Below are 21,834 nucleotides of genomic sequence, written 5' to 3'. Positions count from 1 at the left end.
TATTTAGGTCCTGCTTCCGGATTTCTCAATTCTTGGTCACGGCAATCATCCTAGCGCAAATTGACGCGCAGGACGGCCGCACTAGCAAAGGGCAGAAGGGCGATGGAGGCGGCGGAGATCCCGGCCAGCAGCAGCAGCGGCGTTTGCACCGCCATGCCCTCGGCCCCGCGGCGGGCGACTTCGGAGCCGAAGATCAGCGTCGGCACATAGAGCGGCATTACCAGCAAAGACATCAAGAGGCCGCCGCGCTTCAGCCCCACGGTCAGCGCGGCGCCAAAGGTGCCGATAACAGACAGCGCAGGCGTGCCCAGCAGCAGGGAGACCACCAGCCACTGAAAACCAGCCACCGGCAGGTTCAGCAGCACCCCCAGCACAGGCGCCGCCATCACCAGCGGCAGCCCGGTGGTGATCCAATGCGCCAGCGCCTTGATGGTCACCGTGCTCTCCAGCGGCAGCGGCGCGGTGGCCAGCAGGTCCAGCGAGCCGTCTTCCCAATCCAGCGCCAGCAGCCGGTCGAGCGACAAGAGGCAGGCCAGCAGCGCCCCCAGCCACAGAACCCCCGGCGCGATCCGGGACAGCAGCTCTGATTGCGGGCCGACGGAGAACGGCACCATCACCGTTACGATCAGAAAGAATGCAAGGCCCAACCCGAAACCGCCGCCAGCCCGGAAGGCGAGCTTCAGATCCCGCAGGAGAAGCGCAATCACAGGAAGCCTCCGTCAAAATCGTCGATCTCGGGCGGCTTGGCCTTGTAGGGGCCGACGTCCAGCACCTCTGCCTCCAGCCCCAGGTCGATATGTGTGGCGATCAGGGCAGATCCGCCCTGCCCCAGATGCGCCCGCACCGCGTTTGCAAACATCGCGACCGAGGTCTTGTCGAGGCTCACTGTCGGCTCATCCATGATCCAGATCGGGCGGCCCGTCACCAGCATCCGGCTGAGGCCCAGGCGGCGTTTCTGCCCCGCAGACAAGGCGCCTGCCTGACGGTCGCGCAGAGTTTGCAGATCAAAGCCGTCCAGCGCCTGTTCAATGCCGTTACGGCCAAAAACACTGGCCCAGAAGGTCAGGTTTTCCGCGACCGTCAGCGTCGGCTTCAGCCCGTCGGAATGGGCAGCATAGGCGATCTGGTCCTCAGCGCCCTCGACCTGCCCCTTTAGCGGCGGCTGCAGGCCTGCAACGGTGCGCAGCAGCGTGGTCTTGCCGATGCCGTTGGGGCCGCGCAGGATCAGCGCCTTGCCGGGCGCCAGCGTAAAGCTGAGCCCCTCCAGCACCGGGATGCCACCGCGGGCCACGCCCAGATCCGTCACAGTTAATGTCATTAAGCCCGCATATCCCATTGCTCCGGCGCATGAAAAGCCTGTTTTCGAAATGCCCGCTTTGCGGCAGGTCAAATGAAAATCAGGAAGTCAGACCGGCAGCGCCGCCATGGCAATCCGGCGCCCCTCGGACAGGAGCACATTGTAGGTGCGGCATGCGGCGGGCGAGTTCATGATCTCAACGCCCAGCCCGGCCTCCTCCAGCGCCTCGCGCAGCTCTGCAGGGATATGCGCGATGTCAGGCCCGGTGCCGATGAACAGCACGTCGATCTCTCCGGCCAGTGCCAGCAGCGGTTGCGCATCGGCCATACCGCCCCAAGCCGCAGTGCCCCCCGCCGAGGTCAGCACCGCCCCCTGATGGACCTGTCCGCCAATCCGGAAGAACCCTTCACCATAGCCGTCAACCGGCTGCGCGTCGGAATAGCTTACTTCGTTCAGGCGCATCTGGGGTCCTTTCAGTCAAATACCGGGAGGCTGGATAACACGGCCAGCGCAATCACGGAATAGGAGGCGAAGCGGTAGAGCTTCTCCAGTTTGGGATCAAACAGGGCCTTGCCGGTCAACGTGGTGATCACGTAAGGCACGCCCAGCAGCGCAGCCAGGATGAACGCCTTGAGGCTGGCCATGCCGCCAAAGATCAGGTTGACCGCGATCACCACATCCAGCGCCGCCAGGAACACGATGGTATTGGCCCTGACCCGCGCCACGTCGCGCACGTTGGCCAGGTAGAAGACGATGATCACCGGTCCCGTCAGACCGGTCATGCCGCCAACGATGCCCGCCGCGCCGCCAATGGCGAACCGCCCCGGCCAGCCGAGCTTGCCCTGCCAGCGCCAGCCGGAGATCACGGCGGCCAGTGTTACGCCGATCACCCCGGCCGCAACCCAGCGCAGGGTCAGCGGATCCATCTGTGACATGATCCACAAACCAACAGGCACGGTCACAGCGGCGGCCATGGACAACGCCCCGACCTCTGCCCTGTCGGCCTTGCTCCAGGCCTGCGGGAAAAGGGTGATGGTGGAGAACACCCCCATCAGCACCATCAGGAACACTACATCCGCCGACGGCAGGAACTGCGCCCCGACGGGGACAAAGATCATCGCGGTGCCAAAACCAGTGAAGCCGCGGACTAGACCCGCGGCTCCGATGGTGACCAGCAGCCAGAACAGCCCCGGCGTTTGCAGGGCTGCCTGAAAGGCCTCAAGCATCAATGTTGCCGAACTGATTGCCGGCGGTATTCGCCTGCTTCGACCAATCGCGCTTCACTCCCAGCTTCAGCAGGATGGTGGAGGCAACGAACACGGACGAATAGGTCCCGACCAGAACACCCCAGATCATCGCAAACACAAAGCCGCGGATCACGTCTCCGCCCAGCACATAAAGCGAAACCAGCGCCAGCAAAGTGGTGACAGAGGTCATCATCGTCCGGCTGAGGGTCTCGTTGATCGAGATGTTCAGAACCTCGGCCAGGTCTTTCTTCTTGTAGCGGCGCAGGTTCTCGCGCACCCGGTCAAAGACAACCACGGTATCGTTCAGCGAATAGCCAACGATGGTCAGCAACGCCGCGATGATCGCCAGGTCGAACTTGATCTGAAGCTCCGAGAAGACGCCGATGGTCAGCACCACGTCATGCACCAGCGCCGCCACTGCGCCGAGCGCGAACTGCCATTCGAACCGCAGCCAGATGTAGACCAGCACCGCCGCAATGGCGAGCACAACGGCAATCACCGCGGTCTGGATCAGCTCGCCCGAGACCTTGGGGCCCACGGATTCGACCGACACAAACTTGATGCCTGGCGCCACGCCTTCCAGCGAGGCTTTCAGCGTTTCGATCATCTCACCCGAGATCGCCTCGCCGTCGTCCTGCGCCTGAATGCGGATCATGGCAACGTGCTGGTCCTCCTCGAAGGCCGGGTCGAACACCTCGGTGATCGACACGTCACCCAGTTCATGCACTGCCAGCGCATCGCGGTAGGCGCCGACGTCCACGGCCTCGGCGGCCTCGGTCCGGATGGTGGTTCCGCCGCGGAAGTCGATGCCGAAGTTCAGCCCCTGCCAAAGGAAAGAACCCAATGCCAGCACCATCAGCAGCGCGGAGATGCCAAGCCACAGCTTGGAACGCTTGAAGAAATCGAAAGAGGTTTCCTGGGGAACAAGTCTCAGCCGCATCTTACACCTCAATCGTTTTCGGACGGCGCCGTTCAAACCACATGACGATCATCAGGCGGGTGACAAAGATCGCGGTGAATACCGAGGTCATGATGCCCAGCCCCAGGGTGATCGCAAAGCCGCGCACCGGGCCGGAGCCCATCGCGAACAGGATCACCGCGGTGATGAAGGTGGTGATGTTGGCGTCAAGGATGGCGCTCAGCGCCTTGGAGTAGCCTTCGTCGATGGCCTTGGCCGGGCCGCGGCCGGACTTAAGCTCTTCGCGGATACGCTCGAAAACCAGCACGTTGGCGTCCACCGCCATACCAACGGTCAGAACAATACCGGCAATGCCCGGCAGTGTCAGGGTGCCGCCGATGAAACTCAACATGCCAAAGATAAGCGCGATGTTCAGCACCAGCGCCACGTTGGCAAACATGCCGAACATTCCGTAACTGCCGACCATGTAGACAAGCACAGCAACGAAGGCCACGGCAGTCGCCACCTTACCCGCGTCGATGCTGTCCTGGCCCAGCTCGGGGCCGATGGTCCGCTCTTCCAGGAACTCCAGCCCCGCGGGCAGCGCGCCTGCGCGCAGCAGAACCGCCAGGTTGGTGCTTTCCTCAATGGTGAAGTTGCCGGTGATGATGCCGGAGCCGCCAGGGATGTGCGACTGGATCACCGGGGCGGACACCACCTCGTCATCCAGCACGATCGCAAAGGGCGAACCGATGTTTTCAGCGGTGTAGTCGCCGAACCGCCGCGCGCCGGAGGTGTTGAAGCGGAAAGTCACCGCAGGCCGCCCGTTCTGGTCGAACGAGGGCTGTGCATCCACCAGGTCTTCGCCGGTCACAACCGCCGCGGCCTCGATGGTGTAGTAGGCGCCTTGCTCATCCAGTGACGGGATCACCTTGTTGCCGATGCCAGGGGCGGCGTCCGGATCGCTGCCGCGGCCCACAACCGGATTGAAGGTCAGCTGCGCGGTGGTGCCGATGATCGCCTTGAGTTCAGACGCGGACCCGATGCCCGGCACCTGAATAAGGATCCGGTCAGCGCCCTGGCGCTGGATGGTCGGCTCGCGGGTGCCTACCTCGTCGATCCGGCGGCGCACGATCTCCAGCGCCTGGCGCACGGTGCGGTCATCGGAGGCGACCTTTTCCGCCTCGCTCAGACGCACCACCAGGATATCGCCTTCGGCCGAAACCTCGATATCATTTGCGCCGACGCCAGTCAGCGTGGTGATCGGGTTGGCCAGGCCGCGCACCACTTCCAGCGCACGGGCCATGCCATCGGGCTTGGAGAGCTTCAGGCGAATCTCATCCGCAGGCCCCGGCTGACGGCGGAAGGTGCCGACGGTGCTGCGCTCTGGCCGCAGTGCATCACGCACCTCCGGCCACAGCGCGTCCATCCGCGCTTCATAGACGTCTTCAACCTGCACCTCGGCCAGCAGATGCGCACCGCCCCGCAGGTCGAGGCCCAGGTTCACCAGCCCCGACGGCAGGAAGGACGGCCACTGGCCTGCCGTTTCCAGCCGTTCCGGCGTCTCGCCCTTGGCGATGATGTCGGCGGCCGCGTCATTGGCCTGTTCGACGCGGGTGTAAAAACCGTTTGGCAGGGCAAGCATCAATCCAGCTGCGCATACCAGCCAGATCAGCACCCTCTTCCAGAGATCAATTTGCAGCATTGCCCTGCCTTTTCAGATAGTTGCGAAGGGCGATCAGGCAGCCGGCTCGGTCTTGTTCAGAACCTGGGCAATGGTCGCCTTGACCACGCGCACCTTGACGCCCTCGGCGATCTCCACTTCGATCTCGCCGTCTTCCTTGACCTTGGCCACCTTCCCGATCACACCGCCTTGGGTCACCACCTGATCGCCGCGGCGCAGGCCGTCCACCATCGCCTGATGCTGTTTCATCTTCTTCTGCTGCGGGCGGATCAGCAGGAAGTACATGATCGCGAAGATCAAGATAAGCGGGAGAAATTGGGCGACTGCGCCACCGTCCATGGGATATTCCTTCTGTCAAAGCGGCATGGGTGTCACGCCGGAAATTTGCAGCGGAACCTATGCGCTGGGTGGATGGAGCGCAAGGCTCACGCGGCGCAAAAGCGCGAGCGCAAAACGCCGTTGCAGGATTGCCCTCAACGGCCTGTCCAAGGGGCTTTCCCGGTGAAGACTGCGTGGCTGGGGCTGTGCCCGGAATCCCCAACCTGCACGCAGACCGTTCGCCCCCCTTCCCCTTTGTTCACCCTTGCGTCATAGGATGGGCCTACTGATTCAAATATCATTCAACGCTAGGAGAGACTCTCATGCATGACATCCGCGCTATCCGCGAAAACCCTGTCGCATTCGACGCCGCTGTGGCGCGGCGCGGGGATGCGGGCGTGTCATCCGAGATCCTGGCGCTGGATGAGGCGCGCCGCGCCAAGATCCTGGCTGCGGAAACCGCTCAGGCTGAGCAGAACAAGGCCTCCAAGGAAGTCGGCGCTGCCAAGGGCCGCGGCGATGAGGCCGAGTTTGAGCGCCTGCGCGCACTGGTGGCCGAGAAGAAGGCCGAAGTGGCGGCCATGAACACCGAGGCCAAGGAACTGGACCAGCAGCTGACCGATATGCTCGGCACCATTCCGAACCTTGCATTCGAAGATGTGCCGCTGGGCGAGGATGAAGACGACAACGTCGAAATCCGCCGCTGGGGGGAGCCCAAGGCGCTGGAATTCGAAGCCAAGGAGCACTTCGAAATCGAAGGCGTGAAGCCCGGCATGGATTTCGAGGTCGCGGCCAAGCTTTCGGGCAGCCGCTTCGTTGTGCTGTCCGGCGCGGTCGCCCGCATCCACCGCGCTCTGGCGCAGTTCATGATCAACACCCATGTTGACGAGAACGGCCTGACCGAGACCTGGACCCCGGTTCTGGTGCGCGAAGAAATGATGTACGGCACCGGCCAGCTGCCCAAGTTCGGCGAGGACAGCTACAAGACCACCGATGGCTGGTGGCTGGTTCCGACGGCTGAAGTCACGCTGACCAACATCGTGAACGGCATGACGGTGGAGGAAGGCTACCTGCCGCGCCGCTATGTGGCGCACACTCAGTGCTTCCGCTCCGAGGCCGGTTCGGCCGGCAAGGACACCGCGGGCATGCTGCGCCAGCACCAGTTCGAAAAGGTCGAGATGGTCTCGGTCACCCACCCGGACAAAAGCGTCGAGGAGCATGAGCGCATGACCCGCTGCGCCGAGAACATTCTGGAGCGTCTGGGCCTGCCCTACCGCACCATTGTGCTCTGTACCGGCGACATGGGCTTTGGCGCCCGCAAGACCCACGATATCGAGGTCTGGGTTCCCGGCCAGAACACCTACCGCGAGATCTCCTCGGTCTCGGTCTGCGGCGATTTCCAGGCCCGCCGGATGAACGCGCGCTTCAAGCCTGCCGACGGCGGCAAGCCGCAGTTCGTGCATACGCTGAACGGCTCCGGCCTGGCCGTCGGGCGCTGCCTGATCGCGGTGCTGGAAAACGGCCAGCAGGCAGATGGTTCGGTCAAGCTGCCGGAAGTTCTGGCGCCATATTTGGGCGGTAAGCTGACCCTGACCGCTGACGGTGATCTGGTCTGATCCACCCCAGCCAGACAAAAACAAACCGGCGCCATACGGCGCCGGTTTTTCTTTACACTCAAAGGCTTGACACTACTTCTTCGCCTTTTTCTTCTTTTTCTCCGCAGTCTTCCCGTCCAAAATCGCTTGCGCCTTGGCCTTCTCTTTTTCGATGGCTTTCTTGGCCTTGGCTTTCATCTTCTTGGCCTTTTGCTTGGCCTTGATCTTGGCCGCAGCAAATTCCTCCGCCAGATTTGCAGCCTTGCGCTTGGCCTTTGCGGCTTTGGCCTTGGCCTTGGCCGCCTTGTCCTCCGCGGCCTTACGGGCTGCTTCGGCTTCGGCCAGTTTCCTGTCCATCTCTTCCTGCGAAATCTGCGCCTGCGGCTCCGCAGCCTTTCCGGCAAGCTCCCCCTTCACCGGCGCGCCGCCTGACCCAGCCGGGCCATCCGGCGTCTCTGCACCTGCCGCTTCCGTTGCAAGCGCTCTCAGCGCCGCCGCACGGTTTGCGCCAATCCCGGGTATGCTGCGCAGCCTGGACTCCTCCGCCGCGGCAAGGTCTTCGGCGGTTTGAATGCCGTTTTCCTGCAGCACCTTGGCCAGCGCCGGCCCAACCCCGCGCAGTTTGTGAATTGGTGTCATGTCCGCGCCCTTCGCCGGTTTCTCAAATCATTCGCACCTTTAATCGTGTCAGACTTGCACGAAACAGCTTAGGCAGGAAAGGGCACGAGGCATTTTTTCTCTTCATCCCAAAGCTTTAGCGTCAAAGCGCGCACCGCCTCCGGGAACTTGATCCGGCGCAGCCCCAATTCCGGCGGCAGGCTGTAATGGCACTGACGCAGCCGGTAGGACGGAATGCGGGCATTGTAATGGTGGATGTCGTGCAAGGTGATATTCGCCACAGCCATGTCGAAGAACCATCCGAAATCCAGGCATGAGGAGCCCTGCAGCGCCGCCACCTGCGGGTTCAGGTCCGGGCGGCGGTCCCAGTAGGTGTCCTCGAAATTATGCTGCAGGTAGACCAGGAACACTCCGATCATGCCGCCGAGGAAGGAGAACGCCAGCCACACCCAGATGCCGGTCATCCCCGCCACCCGGTACAGAAGCGCCAGCATCGCCACAATCACCAGATTGTGCAGAATCACCCCCCAAGCCCCAAAGCGGACCGTGTTCTTGGGCCAGCGGTAGCGGATGAAATAGGTAAAGGCAGAGCCCAGCGGCACCAGCACAAACGGGTTGCGGTAAAGCCGGTAGCCCAGCCGCTCCCAGAACCCGGCCGCCTTCCACTCCCGCACCGTCATCGTGTGGATCTCACCGGTTTCGCGGTGCTCCAGGTTGCCGATGTTGGAATGGTGCAGGTTGTGGTTCTGCTTCATCACCTCGAACGGCGCAAAGGTGAAGGGAGACAGCACATGGCCCGCGATTTCGTTCTGCAGGCGGGTCTCAAACAACGAGTGGTGCCCGGTGTCATGCTGCAGCACATAGAGGCGCACCGCGGCAAAGGCAAAGACCACGCCCGCGGGCAGCAGCACATACCAGCGGTCCGCATGGACAATGGCCAGATAAAGTGACAGGAAATAAACCGCAAATGTCCCGAAATAGCTGACCGCGGCCAGCCTGTTATCCTTCTCGATGAACTTTCGCGTATGTGCCCTCAGATCCATGAAAACGTCCATAAAATCGTTTCGTGACAGGCGTGCGAAACACACAGGCTGTCCAAGGTAAAATCTCAGATAATCCCGCCAGCCTCAAAGACAAGGCCGCCGCATTGCAAGATGCTCAACCTAAAGGTTAGCAAGCCGCCACCAGAATGGGAAGACCGTCCGCTGCCCCGGGCCGGGACAGGCGAAAGGGCGCCGTTTCGCACGACGCAAAAACGCCGCCCGTCAGGGCGGCGCCGGGCCCAACGGGCCAAGGTATTCTGTGAATGCCGCAGGCCGGGCGGGAGCGCCCCCGCCCCGGCGGTTCAGCTGCCGCGCTTGTTCAGGTGCTTGGCCAGCGCGCCCGCATTCTTGGCCCGCTTGCCTTTGTAGGGGTTCTTGTCCCCCTGCCCGCGCATATACAGGCGGATCGGCGTGCCGGGCATGTCGAAATCCTCGCGCAGCCCGTTGACCAGATAGCGGGTATAGCTGTCCGGCAGCTTGTCGGGATGCGAGCACATCACCACAAACCCTGGCGGGCGGCTCTTGGCCTGGGTCATGTAGCGCAGCTTGATCCGTTTGCCCTGCGGGGCTGGCGGCGGGTGCTGCTCCAGCATGCCGACCAGCCAGCGGTTCAGCGCCGCGGTGGGGACACGCCGGTTCCAGGTGCCATAGGCGCGCATGATCGCCTCATGCAGCCGGTCCAGACCCTTTCCGGTCTTGGCCGAAACCGTGACCAGCGGCGCCCCGCGCAGCTGCGGCAGCAAGCGTCCGAACGCTTCCTTCAGATCGCGCAGCTTTTCCTGCTTATGCTCTTCGGCGTCCCATTTGTTGACCGCCACCACAACCGCGCGCCCCTCGCGCTCGGCCAGGTCGGCAATCCGCAGGTCCTGCTGTTCAAACGGGATGCTGGCATCCAGCAGCACCACCACGACCTCGGCGAATTTCACCGCGCGCAGGCCATCGGAGACAGAGAGCTTCTCCAGCTTCTCCTGCACCTTGGCCTTCTTGCGCATGCCGGCGGTGTCGAACACCCGCATCGGGGTGTCTTTCCAGTTGATCTTCAGCGAGATCGCATCGCGGGTGATCCCGGCCTCGGGCCCGGTCAAAAGCCGCTCCTCGCCCAGGATTTTGTTGATCAGCGTCGACTTGCCCGCGTTCGGGCGGCCCACCACTGCGACTTGCAAGGGCTTGGCATCGGTCGGAACCGGAATGACCTCTTCCTCGTCCTCGCCGATCTCTTCATAGACCTCGACATCGGTGACCGGCGCGTGGTCTTCGGCCTCGGCCTCGAACTTTTCCGCCAGCGGCTGCAAAATACCGTAAAGGTCCGGCATCCCCTCACCATGCTCGCCCGACAGGCGCAGCGGCTCGCCCAGGCCCAGGCCATAGGCCTCCAGCACGCCCGCCTCGGCGGCGTTGCCCTCGGCCTTGTTGGCGGCCAGGATCACATGCGCGGACTTGCGGCGCAGGATGTCGGCAAAGATCTCATCGGTCGGGGTGACGCCGGTGCGGGCGTCGATCATGAACAGGCAGATGTCGGCCATATCGACCGCCCGCTCTGTCAGGCGGCGCATGCGGCCCTCCAGCGAGTTGTCGGTGGCGTCTTCCAGACCCGCAGTGTCGATCACCGTAAAGCGCAGGTCCCCCAGCCGTGCCTCGCCCTCGCGCAGGTCGCGCGTGACGCCCGGCTGGTCGTCGACCAGGGCCAGCTTCTTGCCCACAAGGCGGTTGAACAGGGTGGACTTGCCCACATTGGGACGGCCCACGATGGCGAGGGTAAAGGACATCAGACCAGCTTTCTGCGATTCAGACGCGGCTCATAGCGTATTCGTACGGCCTCCGCCACCCGGAAACACGGATCAGCGGTACGCCAGCAATTCACCGTTGGAGGAAACCACATACAGCGTACGCCCCGCAACCACCGGCGCGGTGGTGGCACCGCCGGGCACATCGGCTGTACGGGTCAGGCGGCCGTCGACCGGGTTAAAAAAGCGCAGCAGCCCGTCATTGGAGGCCAGAACGATCTGTCCGCCCGCCAGCACGGGGCCGTGATGCACATAGATCTTCCCGCGCTTGCCCGGCTTGTCTTTCACAAAGCCCGGCAGGTCCACCGCCCAGATCACCTCGCCCGTGCCGGCATCCAGGCGCAGCAGCTGATTGAGGTCGCTCACCTGAAACAGGCTGCCCCCCGCAGGCCAGGCAGTGCCCGAGGCCCCTTCGCGCGCGGTCCAAAGACGGTCGCCGGTGTCCAGGTCAATGGCCACGGTCCGGCCAGAGTTGTTGCCCGCATAAAGCCGCTTGCCCGCCACCACCGGCGCCCCGGTCACATCGCTAATCCGCGACAGGGTCTGGCCAGTGCGCTGACCGGCGACCGACGCGCTCCAGCGGCGCAGGCCGCCGCGGCGGAATGTGGCGATCAGGTCGCCAGAGCCAAAGGCAAAGATTGCAAGGTCGCTGGTGACCACGGGTGCCGGCGCGCCCAGGATATTGGCGGCCGAGGGCGACGCCTCGATCTGCCAGGCAATGCGGCCATTCTTGGCGTTTACCGCCCAGCCGGTGTCGTCACCTGCAACCAGATAAACCAGCCCGCCGCTGACACGCGGCTGGCCGGAGCCGGTCGCGCCCAGTTCCTGACGCCAGATCAGGCTGCCGTCAGCGGCGTTCAAAGCGGTCAGCACCCCGAAACCGGAGGAGATATACAGTACGCCGTTATCATAGGCCAAGCCGCCGCCCGTTGCCTGCCCCTCGTCATCCACCGCCGGGATCAGTTCGCTCTGCCACAGGACTTGGCCCTGCGGCGAGACCGCAGAAACCTGCGCGGCGCTGTCCAGCGTATAGATACGCCCGCCGCCGACGACCGGCGTCGCAATGATGCGCTGGCGGCGGCTGTCGCCCTCACCGATTGAGGCAGACCAGATACGCTGCGGCGCGGCAGACAGGGCCGGATGCGCGGTGCGGCCCGCCTCAGCACCATGGCCCTGGGCCCACTCTGCATTGGCGGCTTGCGCGGGCAGCGAAATGGGACGGGCCTGGTTGACCACCTCCACAGCTGCGTCGGGCCGGATATCCTCGCGCTCGCCGCGCAGAATGATTTCCTCTTCCCCGCAAGCGGCCAGCACGGCCAAAGCTGCAGTTGTGCACAGAAGACCCCGTGCCCGGGAGAAAGTCTTGGTTATTGTCATTGCCCTGCCCTGTCTGCCGTAGTCTTCCGCAAGTTCCCATCCGCGGAACGCCTTACCCCTCTGGCGCAGCGTCCCCCTCCAAGGAGCCGCCGAGCGCCACAATCACCTGAGATGCCCGGTCTTTCAAGTCTCCGCTTACTGCGGCATCGGCTGCAATGTCCCGCAGCCGGGCAATCGCGGCCTCGCTGTTGCCGTCCTCAATGTCCAGCAGCGCCAGCTGTTCGGACGCCAGCAGTGCCAGCGGCGCGCCGGGCTGGGCAAGTGCTTCATACTGCAGGCGGCGGTCCGCCACGCTCAGAGTGTCCGCCTGCAGCGACAGCGCCTTGAAGCTGGCGATATGGCGGTAGATCAGCGGCAGCTCGCCATCAACGGCCACGGCCTCGAGCCGGGCCACGGCCTCGGCTGTTTTGCCCGCTTCGGCCAGCGCGCCCGCTTCCAGCATCGCGGCGACCGCGGCGCCGCCAGCGCCTTGAGCCGTCACCGCCGCCAGTGCCGCGGCCTGGTCTTCGCTGCCGTCAATCTCCAGCGCCGCCGTTATCTGGTCGCCCAGATCCTCCGCCGCCGCGCGCTCCTGCGCTTTGGTGTATTCGCGGAACGCCGCGCCGCCGACAATCAGCGCCACAGCCACGCCGCCAATCCAGCCATAACGTTTGAGCATCAGGAAAAGCCGGTCACGGCGGACCTCTTCGGTCACCTCATCGATAAAGCTGTCGGTATCGCTCATGAAAAGCCCCTGATATGCGCGGCCCGGGCCTGCGCCCTTGCCGGTATTGAATGCGTCGCGCCCCTCTTACCCCGGCTCAAACGCCAAGCCAAGTGGCCCGTTTGCACCAGAAACATCGGTATTCAGGCCGGAAAAGCAAGAAATGTGAACTAAACCACTTAGTTTAGAATGGACATATCCTATATCAGGCCTATCACATACGCGCGACTCCCCTTGTTTTCAGGCCCGGCCGTCCGGCGGCCCAGGAGCACAGCGCGCAGGGAGACGGCAAGAATAAGGAAAGGCCCGACATGCGTATCATCCCGATGCTGACCGCAGTGGTGGTGACAGCCAGCCTCTACATGGTGGTTATCCAGCGTGACGACCTGATGGCCTTTGCCCGTGGCGAGGATGCCCCTGACGCTGCCCAGAGTGAAGCGGAAACCACCGAGGGGCTGGAGCTGGCCCAGGCGGATGAAACGCGCGTGGGCGTCGTTGCACTGCAAAGCAAGGCGCGCACCATCGGCAGCGCAGTGATCCTGCGCGGCCAGACCCAGGCCATCCGCCAGGTGGACGTGCGGGCCGAGACCACCTCGACCGTGATCTCCGAGCCGCTGCGCAAGGGCGCCCAAGTTGAGAAGGGCGATGTCCTGTGCCAGCTGGACCCGGGCACCCGCGACGCAACACTGCAGGAAGCGCAAGCGCGGCTGAAGGAAGCCAAGATCAATCTTACCGCCTCCTCCAAACTGTCCGAAGGCGGCTATGCCTCGGAAACCCGGCTAGCCGCATCTGAAGCAGCGGAACGCACTGCCATTGCCGCAGTTGCCGCCGCGACGAAGGAACTGGAGCGGCTGACGATCACCGCGCCTTTCGCAGGCCTGCTGGAAAGCGACACCGCGGAACTGGGCAGCCTGCTGCAGCCCGGCAGCCTGTGCGGCACGGTGATCCAGCTCGATACCATCAAGCTGGTGGGCTATGTGCCCGAGGCGGAGGTCAACAAGGTGGAACTGGGCGCAACCGCAGGCGCGGAACTGTCCACCGGCCAGCAGGTTCAGGGCAAGGTCACCTTCCTGAGCCGCTCCGCCGATCCCACCACCCGCACTTTTGAGGTCGAAATTACGGTGCCGAACCCGGATCTAAGCATCCGCGACGGCCAGACCGCCGACATCGCAATCTCCTCCGCCGGACGGCTGGCCCACAAGCTGCCGCAATCGGCCCTGACCTTGAACAACGAGGGCCAGCTGGGCGTGCGCGTTGTCGGCGGGGACAGCACCGTGGTATTCTACCCCGTGCAGCTCCTGCGGGATGAGGCCGATGGCGTTTGGGTCGGCGGCCTGCCCGAAACCGCGGACGTGATCGTCGTGGGTCAGGATTTTGTAACCGAAGGCGTCGCCGTGGCGGCCACCTACCGGGAGACTGAACAGTGATTGGCATCGTCGACTGGGCTGCCGGCCGCGCCCGGATGGTCCTCGCATTCATCGCGATCTCGCTGCTTGTCGGCGGCTTCGCGTACTCGATGCTGCCCAAGGAGGGCGAGCCGGACATCGAGATCCCCGCCCTGTTTATCTCGGTCCCCTTCCCCGGCATCTCCGCCGAGGACGCCGAATCCTTGATGGTCAAGGTGATGGAGACAGAGCTTGCCGACCTGGACGGGCTCGACAAGATGACCTCCACTGCCGCCGAAGGCTATGCCGGGGTGGCGCTTGAGTTCGAATTCGGCTGGGACAAGACCGCCATCATGGCCGACGTGCGCGACGCCATGGACAAGGCGGAGGCAGAATTCCCGGAAGGAGCCGAGAAATACTCGATCACCGAGATCAACTTCTCGGAATTTCCGATTGTCATCGTGAACCTGACCGGTGCCGTGCCGGAGCGCACGATGGCGCGCATAGCCAAGGACTTGCAGGACGACCTTGAGGCGCTGGACGCGGTGCTGGAGGCAGGCATTGCAGGCAACCGCGACGAGATGGTCGAAGTGCTGATCGACCCGCTGCGGCTGGAGGCCTACAACGTCACAGCACTTGAGCTGATCACTGTTGTGCAGAACAACAACCAGCTGATTGCAGCGGGTGAGGTCGAGACCAGCCAAGGCGCGTTTTCGGTCAAGATCCCCTCTTCTTTCGATGAAGTGAAGGACATCTACCAGCTGCCGGTTAAGACCAACGGCGACCGCGTGGTTACCCTGGGAGAGCTGGCGCAGATCAACTTCACCTTCGAGGACCGCGAAGGCACCGCCCGCTTCAACGGCGAGGACACGGTCGCCCTGCAGGTGGTCAAGCGCAAGGGCTACAACCTGATCGACACCGTGGACCTGGTGAAGGCGACCGTGGAGGACTCCAAGTCCAAATGGCCGCCGGAACTGCAGGCCGCGGTTGAGGTCGGCACATCCAACGACCAGAGCCGCGTGGTCGGTTCAATGGTCAGCCAGCTCGAAGGTTCGGTTCTGACCGCCATCGCGCTGGTGATGATCGTCGTGCTCTCCGCGCTTGGCAGCCGCGCTGCCCTTCTGGTGGGCTTTGCGATCCCCACCTCCTTCCTGCTGTGCTTTGCCTTCCTCGCCCTGATGGGTGTCACCATTTCCAACATGGTGATGTTCGGTCTGATCCTGGCCGTGGGCATGCTGGTCGATGGTGCCATTGTGATCGTGGAGTATGCCGACAAGCGCATCAAGGAGGGCACCGGCCCGATGCACGCTTATGTCGAGGCGGCGCAGCGGATGTTCTGGCCGGTGGTGTCTTCCACCGCGACCACGCTCTGTGCCTTCCTGCCCCTGTTGTTCTGGCCTGGTGTGCCCGGGGAATTCATGGGCATGCTGCCGGTCACCATGATCTTCGTGCTGTCCGCCTCGCTGGTGGTGGCGCTGATCTATCTGCCGGTCATGGGCGGCGTCACCGGCCGCATCAGCCGCACGTTTGAGGGCGCCTCCCGCGCGCTGCGCATGGCCGCCCCCTGGTGGCTGCGCGCTGCCCTGGTTCCGGTGGCGATGTGGGGCATGTTCGCAGGCGCCATGCAGATGCTGAATCCGGCCTACCTGCTGGGCGAAGGCGCAGGCGGTATCGGCGGGGTGCTGTTCGGCGGGCTGGTCTTTGCCCTGGCGGCCTTTGGCGCATCCATCACCCTCAGTGCGGCCAAGATTGAACGCGAGGAAAAGGAGGTCGCCGCCGGCTACCACCACACACCGTTCGGCCATGTAATTAAGTTCATCGCCGGCAACCCGATCATGCCGGTGGTCACCGTCGGCGCGGTGGGCTTTGCCATCGTGACGGTCTTCGCCACCTTTAGCGAAAACAACTATGGCGTTGAATTCTTCGTCGACTCGGAACCGGAACAGGCCTCGGCCTATGTCCGCGCCCGCGGCAACATCTCGCTGCACGAAAAGGACGACATGGTCCGCGCCGCTGAAGACATCATCATGCAGCACCACGCGGTGATCAACGTCTTCTCCTTTGCCGGCGACGGCGGCCTCAACACCGACAGCTCCGGCGCGCAGCTGCCGCCAGACACCATCGGCCAGGTCCAGTTCGAGATCATCCCCTGGGAAGACCGCCCCACCGAAAGCGAGCCGCTGGACGGCTGGTTCGGCGGGCTGCTGAGCAAGTACCTGGGCTTTGAAAAGGAAATCATCGCCGAGGAATACGACGGCAATACGGTCCTGGATGAACTGAACGCCGAACTGGCCAAGCTGCCCGGGTTCGAGGTAGAGGTCCGCGCCCTGGCGCAAGGCCCCGCCACCGGCAAGCCGGTTCACCTGCGCCTGCGCGGCGACGGCTGGGAGGATCTGACAAGCGCAACCCTGACAGCACGGAAGCACTTTGAGAACACGCCCGGCCTGATCCTGATCGAAGACAGCCTGCCGCTGCCCGGCATCGACTGGCAAATCAACGTGGACGTGGAAAAGGCCGGCCGCTATGGCGCCGATGTGGCGACCGTCGGCGCGATGGTGCAGCTGGTCACGCGCGGCATTCTGCTGGACACCATGCGCGTCGACAGCTCGGACGAGGAGATAGAGATCCGCGTCCGCCTGCCGGAACAGGACCGCGTGCTGTCGACGCTCGACAACCTCAAGGTCCGCACCTCCGACGGGCTGGTGCCGCTGTCGAACTTCGTGTCCCGCCAGCCGGTGCCGAAACTGGCAGAGATCAACCGCATCGGCCAGGAGCGTTTCTATGACGTGAAAGCGGATGTGGATGCTGGCCTGAGCAAGGTTGTTATCGAAGACGCGGACACCGGCGAGGAGACCCGCCTGGCACTGCTCAAAGAAGTTCCAGAAGGCGCGTCAGCAAATGGCGAAACCATCACCGCTCCCAACGGCAGCACTCTGGAGCTGGTGCAGCTGACCGGCGCCGAAAGCTTCGACGCCCTGCAAACAGCGCTGGAGGACGGAGCCAGAATTGCGCCGGTGAACCCGAACGAGCGGATCGCCGTCATCACCGAATGGCTGGAAACCGAGCCGCTGCCGCGCAGCATCAGCTGGGAATGGACCGGCGACCAGGAGGAGCAGGAGGAGTCCGGCGCCTTCCTGTCCAAGGCTTTCCTGGGCGCGCTGGCGCTGATGTTCGTGATCCTGCTGGCGCAGTTCAACAGCTTCTACAACTCGGTGCTGGTGCTGCTGGCGGTGGTTCTCTCCACCACCGGCGTGCTGATCGGCATGATGGTGATGCAGCAGCCGTTCTCGATCATCATGACCGGCACCGGCATCGTGGCGCTGGCGGGGATCGTTGTGAACAACAACATCGTGCTGATCGACACCTATCAGGAGTTCAGCCAGAAGATGCCCCGGATCGAGGCGATCATCCGCACGGCTGAGGCGCGTATCCGCCCGGTTCTGCTGACCACCATCACCACGATGGCGGGCCTCACCCCTATGATGTTCGGCGTCAGCCTCGACTTCATCAACGGCGGCTATTCGATCGACAGTCCCACTGCCCTGTGGTGGAAACAGCTGGCAACCGCCGTGGTTTTCGGCCTGGGCATCGCCACCGTGCTGACCCTGGTGGTGACCCCCTCGCTGCTGGCAATCCGGGTGTGGTTCTCCACCTATATGCAATCGCTGGGGCGGATGCTGTCCCGCCTTACCCGCGGCCGTTCAAGCCGCATCGCGCAGGACTCCAAGCTGTTCAAAAAGGCCCGCCAGCTGCCGACCACGGAGATCCAGTGGGTGGAGGACGCGGCGCCTGAGACAAGCGAAGGCGAGGCCAAAGAAGACGAGCCGCAGCCGCCCGCCTCGCGCGGACGCCTGCGTGCTGCGGAATAAACAAAAAAGCCCCGCTCCGGCGGGGCTTTTCATTACAACACGCCGGACCCTCCGGCAGGCCCTTGATTACTCGGTAAAGGCGTATTCGCCCAGATCACACAAATCGAGGCCATAGTCTTCTGCTTCGGACCCGTCGGCAAAGCTGCCGCGAATGTCATAGACGCATGTGGTTGCGCCATCGGCAATCAGCACACCGATCTCATAGCCGGGCGCGAGATAACCGCCCGCCATCAGGTTGCCTTCCCAATTGTCAGAAGACGCGGGCGATACATTGAAGCCAACCAGATCAACGCTGCTGTCGTTTACAAGAAGAAACTCCAAGTCTTCGGCATAGACAGGTGCTTGAAAGGCAAGCAGTACAGCCACGGAGGCAGCAGTCAGATGGGTCTTCATTCGTTTGTCCTCGTCTGCAAGGCGCCCAGCGCAGATGCGGCCGGTTCCCGGAATGGACGCAGCTTAAGAACGGCTGGCAGCCGGTCAATGGGGAATGCCGGTAATGGTTTCCCCCCGGTAAGGCTGCGCGGGAAAGTCAGGCCGCGTCCTGATCCGCCTGCTGGCGCTGCCACAAACGGGCATAACGGCCATCCTTGGCGAGCAGCTCCTCGTGGGTGCCGGTTTCAGCAATCTCGCCCTGCTCCAGCACTACGATCCGGTCAGCCTCGGCGATGGTCGACAGCCGGTGCGCAATGGTCAGAACCGTGCGCCCCTGCCCTGCCCGGGCCAGTGCTTCCTTGATTTCCTGTTCGGTATCGGTGTCCAGCGCCGAAGTCGCCTCGTCCAGCAGCAGCACCGGCGGGTTCTTCAGCAGCGTCCGGGCAATCCCGACCCGCTGCTTCTCACCGCCCGACAATTTCAGGCCGCGTTCCCCCACCTGGGTGTCATACCCCTCCGGCAGCGCCATGATGAAGTCGTGGATCTGAGCATCGCGGGCCGCCTGCTCTACCTCCTCCTGGGTGGCGCCGTCACGGCCATAGGCGATGTTGTAGCGGATCGTATCGTTGAACAGCACCGTGTCCTGCGGCACCACGCCGATCGCCTGATGCAAGCTCTTCTGGGTCACATCGCGCACGTCCTGGCCGTCTATCTTCAGCGCCCCGCCGGTCACGTCATAGAACCGGAACAGCAGCCGCCCGATGGTCGACTTGCCGGACCCGGTGGAGCCGACAATGGCCACCGTTTGCCCAGGTTCCGCCTGCAGCGAGATGCCCTTCAGGATCTCCCGGCCCGCATCATAGGAGAACCGCACATTCTCCAGCGTGATACGCCCGCCATTGACCTTCAGCTCCCCGGCACCGGGACGGTCGCTCACATCGGCAGGCTGCTCCAGCAGATCGAACATCTCGCCCATGTCCACCAGGCTCTGGCGGATTTCGCGATAGACGGTGCCAAGGAAGTTCAGCGGCACGGTAATCTGGATCATGTAGGCGTTGACCATAACGAAATCGCCCACAGTCAGCCTGCCTTGCTCCACCCCGATAGCCGCCATCACCATCACCCCGATGAGGCCTGCGGTGATGATAACGCTCTGGCCGAAATTCAGCGCCGCCAGCGAATAGGCGGTCTTGAGCGCCGCCCGCGCATAGCCGCGCATGGCACCGTCATAGCGCTCGGCCTCCCGCTCCTCTGCGACGAAATACTTGACCGTCTCAAAGTTCAGCAGGCTGTCGATGGCCTTTTGGTTGGCGTCGGTATCCTGCTGGTTCATCTCCCGGCGCAGCTTCACCCGCCATTCGGTGACCGCGAAGGTGAACCAGACATAGAGGCCGATGGTGACGGCCACGACCACAAGGTACCAGGCGTCAAACAGCACCGTCAGGATCACTGCCACCAGAGTCAGCTCCAGGATCAGCGGACCGATGGAAAACAGCATGAAGCGCAGGAGGAACTCGACGCCCTTCACCCCGCGCTCGATAATCCGGCTCAGCCCGCCGGTTTTGCGGGTGATGTGATAGCGCATCGATAGGCGGTGGATATGGGTAAAGGTCTCCAGCGCCAGGCGGCGCAGCGCCCGCTGGCCCACCGGTGCAAACACCGCATCGCGAAGCTGCTGAAACCCGGTGGTCAGGATCCGCGACACCCCGTAAGCCACCGTGAGGCCGACAGCCCCCAGCGCCAGCGGCGGCACGCCTTCGCCCGCCAGACTGTCCACCGCGCCCTTGTACAGCATCGGCGTGTAAACCGCGATCAGCTTGGCCAGAACCAGCACCGCCAGCGCCAGAACCACCCGCACCTTTACCGCACGGTTTCCTTCAGGCCACAGATACGGCCCGACCTTGCGCAGGGTGCGCAGGCCCGAGCGGCGTTCTTCCTTGGCGATGTCTGCTTGGCTCGGCACGGCGGCCTGATCTGTCTGGGTCATGGCTAATCCTGGCTGGACCCCTTCAGATATTCACCTGTTCACGGATTTGCGAGGGGCAGGCAGAAAAAACGCGCCGCAAGGTCGCGTTTTCCCAAGGCTTACTCGGGGATGGTAAAGACCTGACCCGGATAAATCAGGTCCGGATTGCGGATTGCGCCGCGGTTGGCCTCAAACACCCGCACATACAGGAAACCGCTGCCGAATTTCTCTTGTGAGATCGCCCAGAGCGTGTCGCCCTTCTGCACCGTCACTGCCCGCACCAGCGGCGCCGGCTGCTCCGGTGCCGCATCGCCGCCTGGCTGCGGCAAGGCCTCCGGGGCCTCGCGCTTGAAGGGGGTTTCCAGGCGGCTCACAACCTTGCCGCTGCCCGGCTCGATCTCATCGACACGCAGCGTGTAGATACCGGGCTTCACATCCGCCAGTTCCCCTTTCCAGCGGCCATCCTCGGCCGCGTCAAGCTCTGCCACCGGCGTATTGTCGACGTACACCCGAACCCGTGATTTAGGCCGGGCCCGGCCCGACAATTCTACCCCGCCGGCGCCGTTGTAACTGATTGCATCCAGCGCCACCTCGTCGCTCAGCTCCGGATCGTCCGGGATCGCAGGCTGAACCACCTCGATCCCGTCCTGATCCGCGCGCAGCACGGCTACAGCCTGACCCTGCGGCTGCGGCGCAGAAGGGTCGGCGGCGACAGCGGGAGTTTCAGCCGCCGGTGTCAGGGCTACCGCAACCTGTTCCGCGGCCTGATCCGCCTCAGCCTGACTGACCGGCGCCGATGATGCCGCTGCGGTCTCTGCCGGATCGTCCGCCGCGTCTCCAACCCGCTCTGCCGGCAAGGATGCCACCGGGCTGACAGGCGCCAGAATGAAGGACCCGCCAGATGCGCTCTGCCGGCCATCATGCTCTGCCAGAAGCGTAACGACCCGGGCGTCAGAACTCGGCGCAATCGTGGTCAGCGACACAAACTCGCCGCCAGCCGGCACGTCCAGTTGTTCCAGCACCTCTCCATCCAGCAGCACCGAAACCCGGACACCCTCCTGCGCCCGCCCGGCAATCACGGCAGCGCCGTCACGGTCCACACGCACCAGATCCAGCTCTGGCGCTTGCAGGACAAAGATGTCTTCCTTGCTCTCACCAGCTGAGGAGGCAGCGCCAGGCGCCAGCGCTGGATCGGCGGGCGTTATCAAGGCGGTTTCTTCCTCGCTCAGCTCCGCTGCGGCATCGCCGCCCTGCGCCATTTCCCTTTCGTCAGAGCCGGTTAACGGCTCATCTTCAACTGGAACCGCCACATCAGCAGCCGCAACCGCCTCGGCCTCGTCTGCCTTGGGCTCTTGGGGAACCGCACCGCTCTCAACAGGTGCGATCTGCTGTGCAACGCTTGGGGCTTCAGCCTCCGCAGCTTCGGACAACGCCCGGTTTTGCAGCGGCTGGCCGGACTCCTCGCCATCGCCTGTAAACTCCACGCCGCCGTTTGCCGCCTGTCCGCCAGCCTGCCTTTTGGCGGGGCCGTCCCCCTGCTCGCTGGAGCCGAACACCCCAAGCTGGAACAGCATCACACCGCCCAGCACCACGGCCACCCCGGCAACAGCGCCAAGTGTGAGGGTCCCCAGACCCCCGCTTCCAGATGCATCCGCCATGTCTTTCCCTTTGACGTTTG

18 protein-coding genes are annotated in these 21,834 nt (G+C 63.7%); 3 read left to right on the top strand and 15 right to left on the bottom strand.

The features are described from left to right. Positions 1-50: 50 nt before the first annotated feature. The 7 genes from ccmB to yajC form a co-directional block, all read right to left on the bottom strand. Positions 51-707 carry a heme exporter protein CcmB gene (ccmB, locus tag ACXAED_RS16940; RefSeq protein WP_435659656.1) on the bottom strand — a complete coding sequence of 219 codons (657 nt, stop codon included), beginning with the start codon at positions 705-707 and terminating at the stop codon, positions 51-53. Further along, a complete protein-coding gene (gene ccmA, locus ACXAED_RS16935; RefSeq protein WP_475051647.1) occupies positions 704-1,318 on the bottom strand; it encodes a heme ABC exporter ATP-binding protein CcmA in 615 nt (204 codons plus the stop codon). Before ccmA ends, ccmB begins: the two co-directional genes overlap by 4 nt. An 87-nt stretch (positions 1,319-1,405) precedes the next feature. Beyond that, positions 1,406-1,759 carry an Mth938-like domain-containing protein gene (locus ACXAED_RS16930; RefSeq protein ID WP_475051645.1) on the bottom strand — a complete coding sequence of 118 codons (354 nt, stop codon included), beginning with the start codon at positions 1,757-1,759 and terminating at the stop codon, positions 1,406-1,408. Positions 1,760-1,770: 11 nt separating this feature from the next. After that, complete coding sequence (locus ACXAED_RS16925; RefSeq protein ID WP_475051643.1) at positions 1,771-2,523, bottom strand: TSUP family transporter; 753 nt, start codon at positions 2,521-2,523, stop codon at positions 1,771-1,773. Continuing rightward, the gene (gene secF, locus ACXAED_RS16920; RefSeq protein ID WP_475051642.1) at positions 2,516-3,484 is read right to left on the bottom strand and encodes a protein translocase subunit SecF; all 969 of its coding nucleotides are present in this window, start codon (positions 3,482-3,484) and stop codon (positions 2,516-2,518) included. Before secF ends, ACXAED_RS16925 begins: the two co-directional genes overlap by 8 nt. 1 nt (position 3,485) lies before the next feature. Next, a complete protein-coding gene (secD, locus tag ACXAED_RS16915) occupies positions 3,486-5,147 on the bottom strand; it encodes a protein translocase subunit SecD (protein WP_475051639.1) in 1,662 nt (553 codons plus the stop codon). 33 nt (positions 5,148-5,180) lie between these two features. Further along, on the bottom strand, positions 5,181-5,465 hold the full coding sequence (gene yajC / locus ACXAED_RS16910; RefSeq protein WP_008556864.1) for a preprotein translocase subunit YajC: 285 nt from the start codon (positions 5,463-5,465) through the stop codon (positions 5,181-5,183). A 302-nt stretch (positions 5,466-5,767) separates the two neighbouring features. Here yajC and serS point away from each other — a divergent pair, with 302 nt between their 5' ends. Then, entirely contained in the window at positions 5,768-7,060 is a 1,293-nt protein-coding gene (gene serS / locus ACXAED_RS16905; protein ID WP_475051637.1) for a serine--tRNA ligase, read from the top strand. Between the two features lie 72 nt (positions 7,061-7,132). Here the strand turns inward: serS and ACXAED_RS16900 are convergent, their stop codons facing one another. The 5 genes from ACXAED_RS16900 to ACXAED_RS16880 all read right to left on the bottom strand — a co-directional run bounded on the left by ACXAED_RS16900 (position 7,133) and on the right by ACXAED_RS16880 (position 12,585). Next, the gene (locus ACXAED_RS16900; RefSeq protein WP_475051634.1) at positions 7,133-7,678 is read right to left on the bottom strand and encodes a helix-hairpin-helix domain-containing protein; all 546 of its coding nucleotides are present in this window, start codon (positions 7,676-7,678) and stop codon (positions 7,133-7,135) included. A gap of 68 nt (positions 7,679-7,746) precedes the next feature. Further along, complete coding sequence (locus ACXAED_RS16895) at positions 7,747-8,700, bottom strand: fatty acid desaturase (RefSeq protein ID WP_475051633.1); 954 nt, start codon at positions 8,698-8,700, stop codon at positions 7,747-7,749. Between the two features lie 302 nt (positions 8,701-9,002). Continuing rightward, positions 9,003-10,466: a ribosome biogenesis GTPase Der gene (gene der, locus ACXAED_RS16890; RefSeq protein WP_475051631.1), complete on the bottom strand. Its 1,464-nt coding sequence runs from the start codon at positions 10,464-10,466 to the stop codon at positions 9,003-9,005. A gap of 72 nt (positions 10,467-10,538) precedes the next feature. Further along, entirely contained in the window at positions 10,539-11,861 is a 1,323-nt protein-coding gene (locus ACXAED_RS16885; RefSeq protein WP_475051629.1) for a PQQ-like beta-propeller repeat protein, read from the bottom strand. A 52-nt stretch (positions 11,862-11,913) separates the two neighbouring features. Continuing rightward, entirely contained in the window at positions 11,914-12,585 is a 672-nt protein-coding gene (locus tag ACXAED_RS16880; protein WP_475051627.1) for a hypothetical protein, read from the bottom strand. A gap of 290 nt (positions 12,586-12,875) precedes the next feature. Here ACXAED_RS16880 and ACXAED_RS16875 point away from each other — a divergent pair, with 290 nt between their 5' ends. Beyond that, positions 12,876-13,991, top strand: coding sequence for an efflux RND transporter periplasmic adaptor subunit (locus tag ACXAED_RS16875; RefSeq protein ID WP_475051626.1), 1,116 nt, complete (start codon positions 12,876-12,878; stop codon positions 13,989-13,991). After that, a complete protein-coding gene (locus tag ACXAED_RS16870; RefSeq protein ID WP_475051624.1) occupies positions 13,988-17,818 on the top strand; it encodes an efflux RND transporter permease subunit in 3,831 nt (1,276 codons plus the stop codon). Before ACXAED_RS16875 ends, ACXAED_RS16870 begins: the two co-directional genes overlap by 4 nt. Before the next feature lie 66 nt (positions 17,819-17,884). Here ACXAED_RS16870 and ACXAED_RS16865 read toward each other — a convergent pair whose 3' ends face one another. The 3 genes from ACXAED_RS16865 to ACXAED_RS16855 all read right to left on the bottom strand — a co-directional run bounded on the left by ACXAED_RS16865 (position 17,885) and on the right by ACXAED_RS16855 (position 21,814). Continuing rightward, positions 17,885-18,211 carry a hypothetical protein gene (locus ACXAED_RS16865; RefSeq protein ID WP_475051621.1) on the bottom strand — a complete coding sequence of 109 codons (327 nt, stop codon included), beginning with the start codon at positions 18,209-18,211 and terminating at the stop codon, positions 17,885-17,887. Positions 18,212-18,347: 136 nt separating this feature from the next. Next, positions 18,348-20,177 carry an ABCB family ABC transporter ATP-binding protein/permease gene (locus ACXAED_RS16860; protein ID WP_475051619.1) on the bottom strand — a complete coding sequence of 610 codons (1,830 nt, stop codon included), beginning with the start codon at positions 20,175-20,177 and terminating at the stop codon, positions 18,348-18,350. A 98-nt stretch (positions 20,178-20,275) separates the two neighbouring features. After that, positions 20,276-21,814 carry a LysM peptidoglycan-binding domain-containing protein gene (locus tag ACXAED_RS16855; RefSeq protein ID WP_475051617.1) on the bottom strand — a complete coding sequence of 513 codons (1,539 nt, stop codon included), beginning with the start codon at positions 21,812-21,814 and terminating at the stop codon, positions 20,276-20,278. Between the last annotated feature and the right edge of the window lie 20 nt (positions 21,815-21,834).

It is taken from the genome of Leisingera sp. ABM4_103 (assembly GCF_056158685.1).
Note: the sequence above shows the minus strand (reverse complement) of the source record. Positions and strands in the feature narration are given on the sequence as shown.

Coding starts and splice junctions, on each gene's coding strand:
- ccmA (WP_475051647.1), bottom strand. CDS start 1,318: ATGACATTAACTGTGACGGATCTGGGCGTGGCCCGCGGTGGCATCCCG.
- ACXAED_RS16930 (WP_475051645.1), bottom strand. CDS start 1,759: ATGCGCCTGAACGAAGTAAGCTATTCCGACGCGCAGCCGGTTGACGGC.
- ACXAED_RS16925 (WP_475051643.1), bottom strand. CDS start 2,523: ATGCTTGAGGCCTTTCAGGCAGCCCTGCAAACGCCGGGGCTGTTCTGG.
- secF (WP_475051642.1), bottom strand. CDS start 3,484: ATGCGGCTGAGACTTGTTCCCCAGGAAACCTCTTTCGATTTCTTCAAG.
- secD (WP_475051639.1), bottom strand. CDS start 5,147: ATGCTGCAAATTGATCTCTGGAAGAGGGTGCTGATCTGGCTGGTATGC.
- yajC (WP_008556864.1), bottom strand. CDS start 5,465: ATGGACGGTGGCGCAGTCGCCCAATTTCTCCCGCTTATCTTGATCTTC.
- serS (WP_475051637.1), top strand. CDS start 5,768: ATGCATGACATCCGCGCTATCCGCGAAAACCCTGTCGCATTCGACGCC.
- ACXAED_RS16900 (WP_475051634.1), bottom strand. CDS start 7,678: ATGACACCAATTCACAAACTGCGCGGGGTTGGGCCGGCGCTGGCCAAG.
- ACXAED_RS16895 (WP_475051633.1), bottom strand. CDS start 8,700: ATGGATCTGAGGGCACATACGCGAAAGTTCATCGAGAAGGATAACAGG.
- der (WP_475051631.1), bottom strand. CDS start 10,466: ATGTCCTTTACCCTCGCCATCGTGGGCCGTCCCAATGTGGGCAAGTCC.
- ACXAED_RS16885 (WP_475051629.1), bottom strand. CDS start 11,861: ATGACAATAACCAAGACTTTCTCCCGGGCACGGGGTCTTCTGTGCACA.
- ACXAED_RS16880 (WP_475051627.1), bottom strand. CDS start 12,585: ATGAGCGATACCGACAGCTTTATCGATGAGGTGACCGAAGAGGTCCGC.
- ACXAED_RS16875 (WP_475051626.1), top strand. CDS start 12,876: ATGCGTATCATCCCGATGCTGACCGCAGTGGTGGTGACAGCCAGCCTC.
- ACXAED_RS16865 (WP_475051621.1), bottom strand. CDS start 18,211: ATGAAGACCCATCTGACTGCTGCCTCCGTGGCTGTACTGCTTGCCTTT.
- ACXAED_RS16860 (WP_475051619.1), bottom strand. CDS start 20,177: ATGACCCAGACAGATCAGGCCGCCGTGCCGAGCCAAGCAGACATCGCC.
- ACXAED_RS16855 (WP_475051617.1), bottom strand. CDS start 21,814: ATGGCGGATGCATCTGGAAGCGGGGGTCTGGGGACCCTCACACTTGGC.